Raw genomic sequence first — 15035 nt, 5'->3', positions numbered from 1 at the left:
GATCCCTGGGAGCGCTCCCACGTTATCAATGTTTCGCCGCGGTTAACAGGCCCTCTGTACTGCACTGTTAGTACCCAGTAAAGAAAAGCGCAGGTGAATGGGGTCAAAGTGAGCGCAGAGATTTCGGAGACATTTCGCGGAGGGGACACCGGGGCGTCCCCTCCGCGTGTCGTCAGTCCTGGCCGGTGCCGATGGAGACGTCGTTGTCGGAGTCGATGTCCCGCAGCTCGTTCGGCTCCTCACGGTCGCGCTGGACCGGCGCGCAGCTCGACCCGCAGCCGCCGAACCTGGCCGTGTCGAGCGGGTGGAAGTCCGTCGCCTTCGTGCCCTTCAGCGCGGCCAGCATGGTGTCACGCCAGATGGGGCCCGGGATGCTGGCGCCGAAGACCGAGCCGTAGTAGCGGCCGCCGATCGTGACGTTGTTCAGCTTGTACTTCTGCGAGCCGCGCGGGTCGCCGATGCTGACCGCGCCCGCCAGGTCCGGGGTGAACCCGGCGAACCAGGCCGTCGCCTGGGCGTCGGTGGTGCCCGTCTTGCCCGCCGCCGGGCGGCCGATGCCGCCGACGCCGCGCATCGTGCCCTTGGTGAACACCCCTTCGAGGATGTTCGCCGCGGCGTCCGCGACCTCGGGGTCCATCACCTGCTTGCACTTCGGCTCGTACTTCTTGACCTTGCCGTCGCGGTCGGTGATCTCGGTGACGACCATCGGCTCGCAGTACTTGCCGCGCGCCCCGATCGCCGCGTAGGCGTTGGCGACCGTCACCGGGTCCATCTCGTTGATGCCGAGCGTGAACGTGGAGTATTCCTGCAGCGGCAGGCCGTCGGAGCGCTTGATGCCCAGCGACTTGGCGGTCTTGATCGTGTCGCAGAGCCCGACCTCCTCCTCCAGCTTCATGAAGAAGGTGTTGACCGACTGCCAAGTGCCCGTCTGCAGCGTCTTGAAGCCGCCCGACCCCTCGTCGTTGGTGACGGTGTGGGACGGGTCGCCGATGTTCTCGCCCTTGCAGTTCTTGAACGTCGAGTAGCCGGAGGCGCGGTAGCCGGCGCCCACCGAGAACCCGTCGTTGACCTTCATGCCCTCCTTGAGGCCGGCGAGCAGGGTGAAGGTCTTGAAGGTCGAGCCGGCCTGGAAGCCGACGCCGCCGCCGTGTGCCGCGTCGGCCACGACGTTGTACGACATCTCGTTGCGCTTCTTGGAACGGCCGTAGGTGCGGCTCGCGGCCATCGCCTTGATCTCGCCGGTGCCGGGCTCGACCAGGGCCTCGGAGGCGACCGGGTTGTCGGAGGCGTGCACCCACTTCTTGATCGCCCGCTCGGCGGCCCGCTGCATCTTGGGGTCGAGCGTGGTCTTGATCGTCAGGCCGCCCCGGTTGAGCAGCTGGGTGCGCTCCTTCTTGGTCTTGCCGAAGACCGGGTTGTTGAGGATCTCGGCGCGCACGTACATGCAGTAGTACGGGTACGGGCTCGCGCCGCAGCCGCCGGGCAGCGGGGTGCCCTTGTAGCCGAGCTTCTTGGCCTTGGCCTTCTCCAGCTCCTCGTCGGTGATCTTGCCGAGCTCGTGCATCCGGTTGAGCACGACGTTGCGCCGCTCCAGCAGGCGGGTGCGCTGCTGCCTGCCGAGGTTGGGGTCGGTGCGGTTGGGGTCCTGCACGGCTCCGGCGAGGGTGGCGGCCTGGACCAGGTCGAGGTCCTTGGCCGAGACGCCGAAGAACCGCTTGGCCGCGGCCTCCACGCCGTTCGCGCTCGCGCCGAAGTAGGCGATGTTGAGGTACTTCTCCAGGATCTCGTCCTTGGTGTACTTCTCCTCGACCCCCATCGCGTAGCGCAGCTCGTTGAGCTTGCGCGCGTAGCTGGCCTCCAGCGCCTTGGCCTTCTCCTCGTCGGTGACGGCCGAGTTGAGCAGCACCTGCTTGACGTACTGCTGGGTGATGCTGGAGCCGCCCTGGGCGATGCCGCCGGAGGTCAGGTTCTTGGCCAGGGCGCGCAGCGTGCCCTCGATGTCGATGGCGCCGTGCTCGTAGAAGCGGAAGTCCTCGATGGCGATGATGGCCGTCTTCATGACCTCGGAGATCTCGTCGAGCTTGACGACCTCGCGGTACTCCTCGTAGAACTGGCCGATCTCGTCGCCCTTGGCGTCCAGGAGCGTGGTCTTCTCGGCCAGCGGCGGCTCCTTCAGGGTCATCGCCTTCAGGTTGAGCTCTTCGGCCGTGTTGACGAACATCGCGCCGGCGCCGCCGACGGCCGGGAGGGCGATGGCGGCGGTCAGCACGCCGGCGGCGGCCGCCGCCCCCACGAGCCGCACGATGCCCGATCCCCAGTCCATTCAGAGAACCTCCCCGATCTACCAGCCCTTGCCAAAACCCTATAGCCACGGTAATGGCCAGAAATCCGTCCGTTTACCAACTCACAGGCAGGCGGCCGGCTCAGGTCAGCTCGGAGAAGCGCTCGATCTGATCGCTGCGGCCGGAGACGAGGATGATGTCGCCGTACGACAGCTCGGTGTCAGAGGTCGCGTACGTGAACTCCTCGCCTTCCTTTTTGACCGCCACTATTGTGACGCCGTACTTGCGCCGAAGGTTCGATTCGCCCAGTGCGACGCCGACGTACTCCTTGGGCGGCCGGGTCTTGATCAGCGCGAAGTTCTCGTCCACCTCCATGTAGTCGAGCATCCGTCCGCTGACCAGGTGGGCCACCCGCTCGCCCATGTCGTGCTCGGGCAGCACGACGTGGTGCACGCCGACCCGGCTGAGTATGCGGCGGTGCTGCTGGCTGACGGCCTTGGCCCAGATGTCGTCGATTTCCAGCTCGACCAGGAGGGACGCGCTCAGGATGCTGGCCTCCAGGTCGCCGATGGCGACCACGGCCCGGTAGAAGTCGGCCACGCCGAGCTGCTGCAGCGCCTCCAGGTCGGTGGCGTCGGCGGTGGCCAGGTGCGTGATGTGCCCGGTGAGCCCCTGCACGATCCTGGGCCGGTTGTCGATGGCCAGCACCTCGGTCCCGCGTCTGGTGAGTTCGAGCGCCAGCGCGGAGCCGAACCGGCCGAGGCCGATCACCACCACGGGGTCATTGCGTTGGTCAGCCAACGATCATCCGCTCCTCGGGTAGTTCGTAACGCCGGGCGCGTTCCTTGAGCGCCAGGGCGGAGCCGATCGTGAGCGGGCCGATCCTGCCCACGAACATGAGCACGATGAGCAGCACGTGCCCGGCGGGCGGGATCTCATTCGTGATCCCTGTCGTCAGGCCCGCCGTGCTGAACGCCGCGATCACCTCGAACAGCACCTGGTCCAGCCCGTGCGGGGTGAGCACGAGCAGCACGTAGGTGCAGAAGGCCACCAGGGCCGCGCTCATCGCGGTCACCACCACGGCCTGGCGCTGCGCGGTGTCCGGCACCTGGCGGTGACGGACGTTCACCCTGGGCTCGCCGCGCAGCTCGGCCCAGATGACGAAGGCCAGCAGGCCGAGCGTGGTCACCTTGATGCCGCCGGCGGTGCCGGCGCTGCCGCCGCCGATGAACATCATCACGTCGGTGAGCAGCCAGCTCGACGGGTGCAGCTCGCCGGTGTCGATGCTGTTGAACCCGGCCGTGCGCACCATGGCCGACAGGAAGAACGCGGCCAGCAGCTTGCCGGAGTCGTCCAGCCCGCCGAGGGTGCCGGGGTTGCGCCACTCGGTGGCCAGGTAGACCAGCGTGCCCAGGACCAGCAGGAAGAGGGTGGCGTAGACGGTGATCATGGTCAGCACGCTCCACCTGCCGGGGTGCCGCCAGGAGCGCAGCAGCTCGAACACCACCGGGAAGCCGAGCCCGCCCACGATGACCGCGGCCGCGATCGTCAGGCAGATCCACGGGTCGCCGACGAACCCCATGATGTTGTCGGACCAGAGCGTGAAGCCGGAGTTGTTGAAGGACGAGATGCCGTGGAAGACGCCGAGGTAGAGGGCGCTGCCGAAGCCCTCCCCGTACCCGATCATGAACCGGGCGGTGAACACGGCGGCGGCGACGGCCTCGCACACCAGGCTGAACACCACGACCTTGCGCACGACCTTGCGCATGTCGGCCATGGTCGCCGTCTTGGTCTCGGCCTGCGCGAACAGCCGGGCGCGCAGGCCCAGCCTGCCGGACACCAGCACGGTGAAGACCGTGGCCAGCGTCATGATGCCGAGCCCGCCGATCTGCACCAGGCCGATGATGACCACCTCGCCGAACATCGACCAGTGCGTGGGGGTGTCGACGATGATCAGCCCGGTCAGCGAGACGGCGGCGGTCGCGGTCCACACCGCGGTCATCCAGGTGGTGGTCTGGCCCGGGGCGGTGGCGGCGGGCAGGGACAGCAGCAGGGAGCCCGCGAATATGGCGAGGCCGAAACCCACCGCGATCATCTGGGTGGGGTGCTGGTAGCCGCCGAAGAGGGCAGAGGCGGCCCGAACACGTCTCATGTGAATGTCAGGCTTCCCCGAAGAGGCTTTCCCGGCGGACCCGCGCCAGCGTACAGCGGATGAGGATAGCTGGTCCGAAACACCAAAACATTCCGGACGACCTGACCCTCACGCAAGTCCTAACCGGCAATGTCACCAGATTGCCAGGGAACTGCCAGGAAGTGTGGGTAGTCTGCGTCGCCATGAGCTGGCAGCGTAGAATCAACAAAGCGCTGGTCAGGTTCACCGGATTCCAGGTCAATCGAGTAGGGAACCAGGGGATTTCGACGGCGCCGTCGTCGGCTCCGGCCAGGGCGGCCTCCGCGAAGGCCACCGCCAAGGCCAAGCAGACCGAGGCCGAGATCAGGCCGCCGACCGACCCGAAGGCCGACCGGTTGCTGACCGCGCCGATCTTCATTATCTCCCCGGTGCGGTCCGGTTCCACCCTGCTGCGTTCGATCATGAACGCCCATTCGGACCTGCACGCCCCGCACGAGCTCCATGTGCGGCGCCTCAGAGTGGAGTTCGGCACGTCCCTGGCTGCGAAGGCAATGGAAGCGCTCGGCCACAACCAGGCCGACCTGGAGCACCTGCTCTGGGACCGCGTGCTCCACCGCGAGCTGGTACGCAGCGGCAAGCGGTTCATCGTGGACAAGACCCCGGCGAACGCGTTCGCCTACGAGCGGATCTCGACCTGCTGGCCTGACGCGCGCTACATCTTCCTCCTGCGCCACCCGGCCTCGATCGCCACCTCCTGGTACGAGGCCAGCCCCGACAAGCGCGACCGGGAGGAGGCCGCGGTCGACGCCCTGCGCTACATGAAGGCGGTCGAGAGGGCGAAGTCCGGGCTGTCCGGCCTGACCGTCCGCTACGAGGACCTCAGCGCCGAGCCGGAGCGGGTGACCCGCGAGATCTGCGAGTTCCTCGGCCTGGCGTGGGAGCCGGGGATGCTCTCGTACGGGGAGCAGGCGGTCATCCAGAAGGGTCTCGGCGACTGGCGGGACAAGATCCGCTCGGGCACCGTGCAGCCCGGCCGCGAGCTCCCGGACCCCGACTCGGTCCTGGACTCGCTGAAGCCGATGTGCCGGACCTGGGGGTATCTGGAGTGAAGATCCGCTACCTGATGCTGCACGCCTACGGCATGGGCGGCACCATCCGCACCGTCGTGAACCAGGCCAACGCCATGGCGAAGGCCGGTCACGACGTCGAGATCGTCAGCGTGGTCCGCCGCCGGACCAAGCCCCAGTTCGCCATCCACCAGGACGTCCGGGTCAGCGCCCTGGTCGACCAGCGCCAGGGCAGGCAGACCGACTCGCTCGCGCGCAAGGCGTGGCGCAGGTTCCGCGGCAAGATCGTGCCCCGCGGCGAGTTCGCGGCCGAATACTTCACCGAGCGCGTGGAGAAGGCGGCCATGGACTACGTCTCCTCGCTGCCGGACGGGATCCTGGTCACCACCCGCCCGGCGCTCAACCTGATCGCCGCCAGGCGCGCCCCCAAGAGCGTCGTGAGGGTGGCTCAGGAGCATATGAACCTGACCGCCTACCCCGACACGATCCGCCACGAGATCGCCCGCCACTACGGCAGCTTCGACGCCGTGGCGGTGCTCACGAGGACGAACCAGCTCGAATACCAGGAGATCCTGCCCGACACCAAGATCGTGCAGATCCCCAACGCGGTCCACAAGGTCGACCAGGTGCGGTCCACCCAGCAGAACCCCGTCGTGGTGGCCGCCGGCCGGCTGGTGCCGCAGAAGGGGTTCGACCTGCTCGTCAAGGCGTTCGCCGAGGTGGTGGCCGACCATCCCGACTGGAGGCTGCGCATCTTCGGCAACGGCCCGCGCGAGGCCCGGCTCCGGGCGCAGATCGACGAGCTGGGCGTGGGCGACAACATCGCGCTGATGGGCCGCACCGACCGGCTCGACGACGAGCTGGCGGCGGCCTCGGTCTACGCCCTCAGCTCCCGCTTCGAGGGCCTGCCGATGGTCATGATCGAGGCGATGACGCACGCCCTGGCCATCGTCGCCTTCGACTGCCCGACCGGCCCGCGCGACGTGCTCACCGACGGGGTCGACGGGCGGCTGGTGCCGCCGCGCGACGTCGACGGGCTCGCCGCCGCGCTCAAGGAGGTCGTCGGAGACCGCAGGCGGCGCCTGGAGATGGGCGCCGCCGCGGCCGCGACCGCCCGCGGCTACGCACCCGACGTGGTGATGCCGATGTGGGAGAACCTGTTCGCCGAGCTGACGAGGGGCGACCGGGTCGGCTCCCGCTGACCGCCGGGCGGCGGGGGTCAGTCTTCGCCTTCCTCCTCGTCGCCCTCGAAGGCCTCCTCGATCAGCTCAGCGGCGATCATCCCGCCGGCCACGCCCGCGGCCACGCCGACGGCCCCGGCCGCGATCGCGCCGCCCATGCCGCCGCCACCGCCGTGGTGGTGGTCATGGTGGTCATGGTGGCCGTGGTAGTGGCCCTCTCCGTGGCCGAAGCCCTGGTGCTGCGAGAGCCCGCCCAGCCAGTTGCCGAGCTCGGCCGCCCAGTCCATCCGCAGCGCCTCGTCGTGGCTCACCCGGAACCGGCCGATGGCGTCCGACCCGTAGTGGCCCGAGCGCCTGTCGGCCTCGATGACGATGTCCATGCCGACGGGGTCGGCGACGAACGTCAGCTCCGCCTCGGAGATCTGCCCGGGCGGGCCGTAGAACTCGATCTCCTGGTAGCACGGCAGCTCCTGCCGGACGCCGTAGATCTGCCCCATCTCCAGGTCGGCCGACTTGAACGCGAAGCCGAGCTGCAGGAATGCCTCCATGACCCGCTGCTGCGACGGCAGCGGCTCGACCGCGATCGGGTCGAGGTCGCCCTTGTCGACCGCCTTGGCGATGGCCAGCTCGGTGCGCACGCCGAGCGCCATCCCGGTCAGCGGCTGCCCCTGCACCTCGCTGAGCGGCGTCTCCCACGGCATCTCGGCCTCGAACGGGATCGTCCGGTCCTCGCCCTTGGCCAGGGTGAAGGGGCCGGAGACCCGGATCTCGTGCAGCACGGCCAGCCCCGTGTGCTCGTCGTCGCCGGCCTCGGCCTCCGCGCGGGCGACCAGGGCCAGCGTCACGTGCTCGATGCCGGCGTCGAACTCACCGCCCTTGAGGCGGACCTCACCCGCGAGGGCGCCCCCGGGGCGCACCCGGGGCGTGCTGAGGACCGTGTCGACCGACGGTGCTCCGACGCCGAACGCGCCCAGCATCCTTTTGAATACCACTGCTCACTCTCCGTTTCCGTACGGCAGGCGACCGTATCGGAAACGATCTTCGGTTTCCTCCGGTTCCCGGAAATCGGCATCACCCGACATCAGCTCGGCCACGATCTCCGCGACGCTGTCGCGTACCTCCACGCGCGCCAGCAGATCGGTCTGCCGCAGCACGCTCAGCAGGTGTTCGGTGGGCCGGATGAGGATCACCCGCCCGCTGCCCGTGGCCTCGATCCGCTGCAACGCCGTGCCCAGCACGCCGATGGCCGAGGAGTCGTAGAAGCGCAGCTCGCTCAGGTCGAACACGAGCACCGGCCCCGGCGACCAGCCCCACACCGCCTGGACGTGCGCGCTGAACCGGGCGCCTCCCGCGTGGTCGAGCACTCCGCCGGCCCGCAGGACCGTGCACCCCAGGTGGTGGGTCGTCTCGATCCTCAACCTGTCGGCCACGTCATACGGCTTCCCGCTGAGCGCGGTCTGCAACGCGACGGGCCCGGGGGTTCGCCAACTCTATCCTCCGGAGTAGGCCGCGGGTCAGGTGTCGTCGTGGTCCGGGTCGTACTTGGTCGGCTCGGCGGGCAGCGTGTAGCGCCGCTCGATCAGCTCGGCCACCCGGCGCAGGCTGTCGTCCGGCTCCTCCCGCTCCACCCGCCCGACCTCGCCGGCCAGCTCGGCGTCGCCCAGCTTCTCGCCGATCCAGGTCGAGTAGTCGCCCCGCCTCAGATGGAAGGCCCAGGTCTCGTCGTCCACGCCCTCGGCCAGCTCCACGAAGGTGTGCAGGTTGCGGGCCCGCAGGTTGAGCCGGTCCTCGGGGCCGGTGAAGTAGAAGCTCTTGCCCTTGGACATGGTGCCGGCGGCGTACTTGCGGCGGTGGCGGGTGCGGTGCGCGCGGGCCGGCGTCGGATGGACGAGCTGGGCGGTGTCGGCGGAGACGCGCCAGAGCGCCGCACCCTCGGCCGCCTCGCCCTCCAGCGCGGGGGTGTCCCGGCCGAGCGCGCCCGCGAACGCGCCCAGCGTCTCCCCGGGCTCGGGCCCGACCGCGATCACCCCGTCCACGAGGTCCAGCGCGGCGGGGCTGAGAGCCTCCGGATGCACGGTGATCATCATCAGCGAGCCGAGGTCCCGTACGTCCTTGACCGGCACCTCCTGCACCTCGGCCGGCATCAGGTGGTGCGCCTCGTCCACGACGACGCAGTGCGGGTGGCCGAGCCTGGCCCGCAGCGCGACCAGGCGGGGCATCAGCTCCGCGAAGAACGCGGGCCGGTCGCGCAGCGGCATCCCGATCATGTTCACCACCGCGCTCTGGTCCGGCGACTCCAGCAGCCGCAGCACCTCCTCCGGGCCCGGCGGCCGGTCCGGCTCGCCCAGCACGGCCGCGCCGGCGAACTCCGCGTAGTCGCCCTCCGGGTCGATGACCACGCACTGGTAGCGGGCCTCGACGAGCCGCTCCAGCAGCGCCGTGGTGACCGTGGACTTGCCGCTGCCCGACGGTCCCGCCACCACCAGGCCGGTCCCGTACGGGCGCAGCCGCACCTCGCCGCCGGCCCCCTCGCCGAGCAGGACGTGGTGCCGCGGGATCTCCATCTCGTCCAGCTCGCCCGACAGCAACAGGTCAGCCAGCTCGGCCACGCCGTCGCCGTCCTCCCGGCCCAGCGGCAGGTCGCACTGGCGCAGCAGGGCCGGGACGGCGTTCGCGACGGCGGCGCCGCACTCGGCGGCGGTCAGGAAGGCGTGGTCGTTCTCCGCGTCCCCGACGGCCACCACGTTGTGGCCCGACAGGCCCAGCCGATCCAGCGCGGCGGCCAGGCCGCTGGCCTTGTTCACGCCGGGCGGCAGCACCATGACCGCGCCCTTGTTCCTGATCACCTGCAGCTCCAGGCCCAGCTCCCGGATCGCGTCCTGCACCTGGACGTCGTACGGCTCGCGGGTGGCCACGATCACCGATCCCACGCCGAGCGGGGTGACGCCCTCCCCGCGCAGCCGCTCGGCGAACTCCGGCGGCGGAGGGTCCGCGAGCGGTTCGCCGGAGCGCTGCCCCGGGTCGTAGAGCAGCGCCCCGTTCTCGGCCACGACCAGGTCGAACAGGTCGGCGTGCGGGAAGACGGTCAGCAGGTCGTCGAGCTCCCGCCCGGTGACCAGCAGCAGTTTCCTGCCCGAGCGGGAGACCCGTTCCAACGTCTTGATCGTGTGCTCGGCCACCTCACCGTGCCGGGCGAGGGTGTCGTCATAGTCGCAGGCGAGCACGTGATACCTCATGGGCGGCACGTACCCCTACGAAACCGACGCGAACGCGGCCCGGTCAGGCGGCCGGGGCCGGCTCCGGCTCCGCGGCCGCCCGCGCCCGGCGGCCGATGATCACCCATGCGGCCACGAGCAGGTACGGGACGCTCAGCAGGGCGAACATGAGCCCGTGCGAGACCAGGCCGGACGCGGCGCCGTAGACGCCGTAGACCGCCAGCGTGATCACGCCGGTGCCCAGGCCGGCCACCGAGGTGACGGTGGCGCGGCTCGGGCCGGTGATGCTGTCCTGCAGCCGGGCGTCGGCCACCACGCCCGCCAGCTGGAACACCCCGAACGCCGCCGCGATCGCCACGAACCCCGCGGGATGCCCGCTGAGCGCGCCACCGGCCAGGGCGACCGCCCCGGCCGCCAGCACCGCGCCGAACCCGCGCGCCCGCAACCGCCGCGCCCGCCCGGCCAGCAGGCCGCCGGCCGTGGCCCCGGCCCACACCAGCAGGTACACGGGCGGGATCGCCGTCTCCGGCAGCCCGGCCTCGATGCCGAGGAACGCCACGTACTCGTCCAGCGCACCCCACACGGCGGTGACGGTCGCGAGCAGGACCAGTCCGTGGAGCACCCGCCGGTCCCCGCGCGCCTCGGCCAGCCCGGCCCTCAGCACCTGCCCGTACGAGAGCTCCCCGTCGTCACCGGCTTCCCGGACGGGGGAGCGGTGCTCGGGGAAGGCCAGGGCGGTGGCGGCGGTGAGGAGGCAGGCCAGCACGCTGGCCACGCCCACCGCGGGGTAACCGCCGGCGGCGAAGACCGGGATGGCCAGCGCGATGGCCGCGGCGGTCGCCGCCATGCTTGCCGACGCCGCCCGGCCCATGACCTGCGCGTAGCGTGACGTCTCACCGGTGTGGGCGAGCTCCTCGTACACCAGGGCCTCGATCGAGCCCGAGCCGAGCGCGTCGCGCACGCCCCAGAGCACGAAGCCCAGCGCGAAGATCCAGTAGGACGGGAAGATCACCCACAGCGCGAACCCGGCGGCGGCGAGCAGCGGGCCGGCGAACAGGAGCAGGCGACGGGAGACGGAGTCGGCCAGCGCCCCGGAGGGCACCTCCAGCACCAGCCCCGCGACCGACCAGATGACGAACAACGAGGACGTCTCGGCCACGGACAGCCCGGTGTCGGTGAACAGCAGCGCGTAGACCGGATAGAGCAGGACGAAATCGTCAAGGAACGTGTAGACGTAGAGCGTGCGGACCAGCCGCTTGGCAGGCGGTGACATGCGTGAGGCCTTCCGAAGGGAACGAACGGGGGACGCGACTGCCTGCCTGCGCGGCGGCCCGCGAGCCCTTCGGCCTCTGGTGATGCATCAATGTCGCCAGGTCATGCGCCCGATTCTAACCCGCTATGACGGCAGCCGGAGCTCCGCGAACACCCCCCGGTGATCGGTGCCCGGCACGTCCAGCACGTCGAAGGAGCTCACCCCGGCGCGCTCGTCGACCAGGATGTGGTCGATCGTGATGAACGGCGGCAGGCCGCGCCGGTTCGGCCAGGTCGGCGTCAGGCCCGCGCCGGCCTGGTGCGCGGCGTCGGCGTAGCCGCGGCCGAGCAGGTCGCGCATGGCCCGGTGGTCCAGGCTGGCGTTGAAGTCGCCGGCCAGGATGCGGATCGCGTCGCCGCCGGGCGCGGGGAAGGACTCCATCGCCCGGTTCCAGCCGTCCACCATCCGGCCGAGCGGCGGGTTCGGGTGCACGGCGACCACTTCGACGCGCCGGCCGCCGGGCAGGGTCATGGCCGCCGCGGGCATGTTGTGGCCGACCGGGGTGAACAGGCCGGGCAGCTCGGTGAGCGGGTGCCTGCCGTAGAGGCCGCTGCCCGCCGCGTCGTGCTCGTCCTGCAGCACACGGTGCGGCATCAGCTCGTCCAGCCCGGCCGCGTCCAGCGCCGCCACCTGGCGCGTGGTCAGCTCCGTCGCGGCGAACACGTCAGGGCGCAGTTCCCGTACGAGGTCGACCACGGTACGCGGGTCGGCGCGGCCGAACAGGTTGACCGCCAGCACCTTGTACGGGGTGCCGCCGGTGGCCGGTTCGCCCGCCGGGAACGCCCTGGGCGCCACGGCGGCGGCCATCACCAGGCTCGCCACCAGGGCCACGACCGCCGCCGGGCGGTTCCGTCTGACGAGGGCCGCGGCCAGCAGCAGGGCCAGCGCGGCGCCGTACGGGGTGACGGTCATGAGCTGGGTCAGGAACGATCCAGACTCCAGCCCGCCGGCCCTGACCACGGCCCAGACGGTCAGGAAGGTCACGGTGAGCCAGGAGACCCACCGCCTGCGCGGTGAGTGTCCACGAGGCGGCGGGCCTCCGCCTGACGCCTGCTTCGCCTCGACGGTGATGTTCAACCCTTGCCGCCCGATTCGTGCGAGATCAACCTTTTCGTGGTGAGCCTAAACGCTGACGGTCGGCGGACCGCGCCGGGCGGGGCGGCGTCATCAGCTCGTAAGGTTCTCGGCGGCACCGCGTGCCTAGCCTGGTGGGCGTGAACAGAGCTGGCATGGCGGCCGTCATCACCGCCGCGACACTGACCCTGGCCGCCTGCGGCGCGGCCGCCCCTTCCGACCCGATGGGGACCACGTCCGCCGCGCCCTCCGATGAGATGAAGAGCACGGATCAGATGAAGAGTGCCGATCCGATGAAGAGCGCGGATCCGATGGAGAGCGGGTCCACGCCCGCGGCGCTGCGGTTCAGCGCGAAGACCCTCGACGGGAAGGAGTTCGAGGGCGGCAGCCTGGCCGGCAAGCCCGTGGTGTTCTGGTTCTGGGCGCCGTGGTGCACCAAGTGCCGGTCGGACGCGCCCGCGGTCAAGGCCGCCGCGGCCGCGCACCCTGACGTGGCGTTCGTCGGCGTGGCGGGGCTCGACACGGAGGCCGCGATGAGGGAGTTCGTCGAGAGCACCGGCACCGGCGGGCTGGTCCACCTGTCGGACGAGAAGGGCGCGGTGTGGACCAAACTGGGCGTCGCCCAGCAGTCCGTGTTCGTCTTCATGGAGCCCGGCGGCGGCACCACGAAGGTCAACGGCCCGCTGGGCCGCGACGGCCTCGACGCCGAAGTGGCCAAGATCAAGGCCGCCTGAGCCATGACGGATCTGCCGATCGCGCTCGCCCTGACGGCGGGCACGGTGGCCGCGTTCAATCCGTGCGGGTTCGCGATGTTGCCCGCGTACCTGTCGATGCTGGTCGCGGGCGAGCCGCCGCGCGGCGCGGGCGGCGTCTGGCGGCGCGGCCCGGTGGTGCGCGCGGTGATGCTGTCGGCGGCGATGACCGCCGGGTTCGTGACCGTGTTCGGACTGTTCGGGCTGGTGGTGACGCCGCTGGCGGCGGTGGCCGGGACGGTCCTGCCGTGGGTGACGATCGTGATCGGGATCGTCCTGGTGGGGCTGGGCGGCTGGCTGCTGGCCGGCCGGTCGCTGTTCGTCCGCGTCCCCGGGCTGGCCGCCAGGCCCGCCATGTCGGCGCGCTCGCTCTACGGCTACGGGATCGCGTACGCGGTGGCCTCGCTGTCGTGCACGGTGGGGCCGTTCCTGGCGGTGACGTCGGCCTCGCTGACGAGCGGCGGGGTGGCCGGAGGGCTGGCGGTCTTCGCCGCGTACGCGCTCGGCATGGGACTGGTCGTCGCCCTGCTGTCCCTGGCCGTGGCGCTGACCAGGGAGGCCGTCCTGTTCCGGGTGCGCCGGTCGCTGCCGCACGTGTACCGGCTGAGCGGGGTCCTGCTCGTCCTGGCCGGCCTGTACGTGACCTACTACGGCTGGTACGAGCTGCGGGTCTTCGGCGGCGGCGACCCGGACGACCCGGTCGTCGGCGGGGTGACGGCGGTGCAGGGGACGATCTCGGGCTGGTTGGAGACCGTCGGCGCGGTGCCGGTCGCGGGGGCCGCCGCGGCGCTGGTCGCCATCCTCCTGATCAGGTCGAGGCGGGCCCGCCGTCCGGGGTGAGCCCCGGTCAGGTGGGTGGGGCGGCCGTCGAGTGAGCCCCGGTCAGGTCAGGTCGAGGCCGCCGTCCACGGTGAGCACCTGGCCGGTGAGCCAGGTCGAGGCGGGGTCGGCGAGCCGGACGATCCAGGTGGCGACCTCCTCGGGGGTGCCGCGCCGGCCGAGTGGGACGCGGCGGGCCTCGTCCTGCTTGATGCGCTCGACCTCCGGCCCCGGCAGCCCCGCGCGGGCGAGTGCCCGGCTCTCCGTGGGGCCCGGAGCCAGCGCGTTGACCCGCACCCCGGCCAGCTCCAGCGCCCAGCTCCGGGTGAGCTGCTCCAGCGCGGCCTTGGAGGCGGCGTAGTGCGAGCCGCCCGGCAGCGGCCGGTGCCCGTAGGTGCTGGAGACGTTGACGATGGAGCCGCGGGAGCGCAGCAGGTGGGGCAGCGCGGCCTTGGCCAGCAGGCTGGGCGCGATCACGTTCAGCTCGAACAGGGCACGCGCCCGGTCCGCGTCGAGCCGCTCCAGCGGCATGACGGCGGTGGCTCCGGCGTTGTTGACGAGCACGTCCAGGCTGCCCCACCGGTCGGCCGCCGCCTGGACGACCGCCTCCGGCGTGCCCGGCGTGGCGAGGTCGGCGGCGAACGGGACGATGTCCCGATGCCGCCGGGCGGTGCGGTCGAGCTCGTCCTGATCGCGGCCGACGCCGAGCACCCGCGCGCCGGCACGGGCGAACGCCACGGCCGTCGCACGCCCGATGCCGGAGCTGGCCCCGGTCACGATCACGGACTTGCCGTCCAGGTCCATGGCCCTCCCTTGTTCGATGTTCGTAGAATGTCGAACAAGCTACCATGGGGGCGTGAAGCGAGCCTCGCACCCCGCCGCCGACGAGCTGAGGCTCGTCGCCGCGATGGCCGCGCTCAGCGACCCCATCCGGATCGGGCTGGTGCGGGTGCTGTCCGACGGCCGCGAGCGCGGCTGGGGCGAGCTGCGCGCGCCGGTGGCCAAGTCCACGCTGAGCCATCACCTCAAGGTCCTCCGCGACGCCGGCATCACCCGTACCCGCCAGGAGGGCACCCGCTGCTACGTCACGCTGCGCCGCACCGACCTGGACCGGCGCTTCCCCGGGCTGCTCGACGCGGTGCTGGCGGCGGCGGAGGGCGAGGATGTGGGCGACCAGGTGGGGCTCGCCGGCCACCGATAAT

The 15035-nt window shown here is 71.0% G+C and carries 14 protein-coding genes; 5 read left to right on the top strand and 9 right to left on the bottom strand.

All coding sequences use genetic code 11. The features are described 5' to 3' along the window. Positions 1–172 precede the first annotated feature (172 nt). The 3 genes from ACIBF7_RS02210 to ACIBF7_RS02200 all read right to left on the bottom strand — a co-directional run bounded on the left by ACIBF7_RS02210 (position 173) and on the right by ACIBF7_RS02200 (position 4434). On the bottom strand, positions 173–2323 hold the full coding sequence (locus ACIBF7_RS02210; protein WP_271278484.1) for a transglycosylase domain-containing protein: 2151 nt from the start codon (positions 2321–2323) through the stop codon (positions 173–175). Between the two features lie 100 nt (positions 2324–2423). Continuing rightward, positions 2424–3083 carry a TrkA family potassium uptake protein gene (locus tag ACIBF7_RS02205; protein ID WP_187281515.1) on the bottom strand — a complete coding sequence of 220 codons (660 nt, stop codon included), beginning with the start codon at positions 3081–3083 and terminating at the stop codon, positions 2424–2426. Continuing rightward, positions 3076–4434 (bottom strand): TrkH family potassium uptake protein, encoded by a 1359-nt coding sequence (locus tag ACIBF7_RS02200; protein WP_397196170.1) that lies wholly within the window; start codon positions 4432–4434, stop codon positions 3076–3078. Before ACIBF7_RS02200 ends, ACIBF7_RS02205 begins: the two co-directional genes overlap by 8 nt. Before the next feature lie 182 nt (positions 4435–4616). Here ACIBF7_RS02200 and ACIBF7_RS02195 point away from each other — a divergent pair, with 182 nt between their 5' ends. Together ACIBF7_RS02195 and ACIBF7_RS02190 are read left to right on the top strand one after the other, a co-directional pair. Continuing rightward, positions 4617–5522 (top strand): sulfotransferase, encoded by a 906-nt coding sequence (locus tag ACIBF7_RS02195; RefSeq protein ID WP_148035551.1) that lies wholly within the window; start codon positions 4617–4619, stop codon positions 5520–5522. Continuing rightward, positions 5519–6682 (top strand): glycosyltransferase family 4 protein, encoded by a 1164-nt coding sequence (locus tag ACIBF7_RS02190; RefSeq protein ID WP_397196169.1) that lies wholly within the window; start codon positions 5519–5521, stop codon positions 6680–6682. Before ACIBF7_RS02195 ends, ACIBF7_RS02190 begins: the two co-directional genes overlap by 4 nt. Before the next feature lie 17 nt (positions 6683–6699). Here the strand turns inward: ACIBF7_RS02190 and ACIBF7_RS02185 are convergent, their stop codons facing one another. The 5 genes from ACIBF7_RS02185 to ACIBF7_RS02165 form a co-directional block, all read right to left on the bottom strand. Further along, positions 6700–7653, bottom strand: a complete 954-nt coding sequence (locus tag ACIBF7_RS02185; RefSeq protein WP_219542794.1) for a sporulation protein — start codon at positions 7651–7653, stop codon at positions 6700–6702. Between the two features lie 3 nt (positions 7654–7656). Beyond that, on the bottom strand, positions 7657–8091 hold the full coding sequence (locus ACIBF7_RS02180; RefSeq protein WP_397196168.1) for an STAS domain-containing protein: 435 nt from the start codon (positions 8089–8091) through the stop codon (positions 7657–7659). 84 nt (positions 8092–8175) lie between these two features. Continuing rightward, the gene (locus ACIBF7_RS02175) at positions 8176–9897 is read right to left on the bottom strand and encodes an HAD hydrolase family protein (protein WP_397196167.1); all 1722 of its coding nucleotides are present in this window, start codon (positions 9895–9897) and stop codon (positions 8176–8178) included. 43 nt (positions 9898–9940) lie between these two features. Beyond that, positions 9941–11149 (bottom strand): MFS transporter, encoded by a 1209-nt coding sequence (locus tag ACIBF7_RS02170; RefSeq protein ID WP_397196166.1) that lies wholly within the window; start codon positions 11147–11149, stop codon positions 9941–9943. A 123-nt stretch (positions 11150–11272) separates the two neighbouring features. Then, positions 11273–12172, bottom strand: coding sequence for an endonuclease/exonuclease/phosphatase family protein (locus tag ACIBF7_RS02165; protein WP_397196165.1), 900 nt, complete (start codon positions 12170–12172; stop codon positions 11273–11275). A gap of 230 nt (positions 12173–12402) precedes the next feature. Here ACIBF7_RS02165 and ACIBF7_RS02160 point away from each other — a divergent pair, with 230 nt between their 5' ends. Beyond that, on the top strand, positions 12403–12996 hold the full coding sequence (locus ACIBF7_RS02160) for a redoxin domain-containing protein (RefSeq protein WP_364229226.1): 594 nt from the start codon (positions 12403–12405) through the stop codon (positions 12994–12996). A 3-nt stretch (positions 12997–12999) separates the two neighbouring features. After that, positions 13000–13854 carry a cytochrome c biogenesis CcdA family protein gene (locus ACIBF7_RS02155; protein ID WP_397196164.1) on the top strand — a complete coding sequence of 285 codons (855 nt, stop codon included), beginning with the start codon at positions 13000–13002 and terminating at the stop codon, positions 13852–13854. A gap of 42 nt (positions 13855–13896) precedes the next feature. Here the strand turns inward: ACIBF7_RS02155 and ACIBF7_RS02150 are convergent, their stop codons facing one another. Beyond that, the gene (locus ACIBF7_RS02150) at positions 13897–14637 is read right to left on the bottom strand and encodes an SDR family NAD(P)-dependent oxidoreductase (protein WP_397196163.1); all 741 of its coding nucleotides are present in this window, start codon (positions 14635–14637) and stop codon (positions 13897–13899) included. Between the two features lie 52 nt (positions 14638–14689). On the opposite strand from ACIBF7_RS02150, the gene ACIBF7_RS02145 reads away from it, so the two are divergent. After that, positions 14690–15034: a helix-turn-helix domain-containing protein gene (locus ACIBF7_RS02145; RefSeq protein WP_364229232.1), complete on the top strand. Its 345-nt coding sequence runs from the start codon at positions 14690–14692 to the stop codon at positions 15032–15034. Position 15035 lies beyond the last annotated feature (1 nt).

It is taken from the genome of Nonomuraea sp. NPDC050478, from assembly GCF_044458265.1.
In the GTDB taxonomy this organism is placed as follows: Bacteria; Actinomycetota; Actinomycetes; order Streptosporangiales; family Streptosporangiaceae; genus Nonomuraea; species Nonomuraea ferruginea.
The sequence above is the reverse complement of the archived record's forward strand: the minus strand, read 5'-3'. Positions and strand labels throughout refer to the sequence as shown.

Coding starts and splice junctions, on each gene's coding strand:
- ACIBF7_RS02210 (WP_271278484.1), bottom strand. CDS start 2,323: ATGGACTGGGGATCGGGCATCGTGCGGCTCGTGGGGGCGGCGGCCGCC.
- ACIBF7_RS02200 (WP_397196170.1), bottom strand. CDS start 4,434: ATGAGACGTGTTCGGGCCGCCTCTGCCCTCTTCGGCGGCTACCAGCAC.
- ACIBF7_RS02195 (WP_148035551.1), top strand. CDS start 4,617: ATGAGCTGGCAGCGTAGAATCAACAAAGCGCTGGTCAGGTTCACCGGA.
- ACIBF7_RS02175 (WP_397196167.1), bottom strand. CDS start 9,897: ATGAGGTATCACGTGCTCGCCTGCGACTATGACGACACCCTCGCCCGG.
- ACIBF7_RS02170 (WP_397196166.1), bottom strand. CDS start 11,149: ATGTCACCGCCTGCCAAGCGGCTGGTCCGCACGCTCTACGTCTACACG.
- ACIBF7_RS02155 (WP_397196164.1), top strand. CDS start 13,000: ATGACGGATCTGCCGATCGCGCTCGCCCTGACGGCGGGCACGGTGGCC.
- ACIBF7_RS02150 (WP_397196163.1), bottom strand. CDS start 14,637: ATGGACCTGGACGGCAAGTCCGTGATCGTGACCGGGGCCAGCTCCGGC.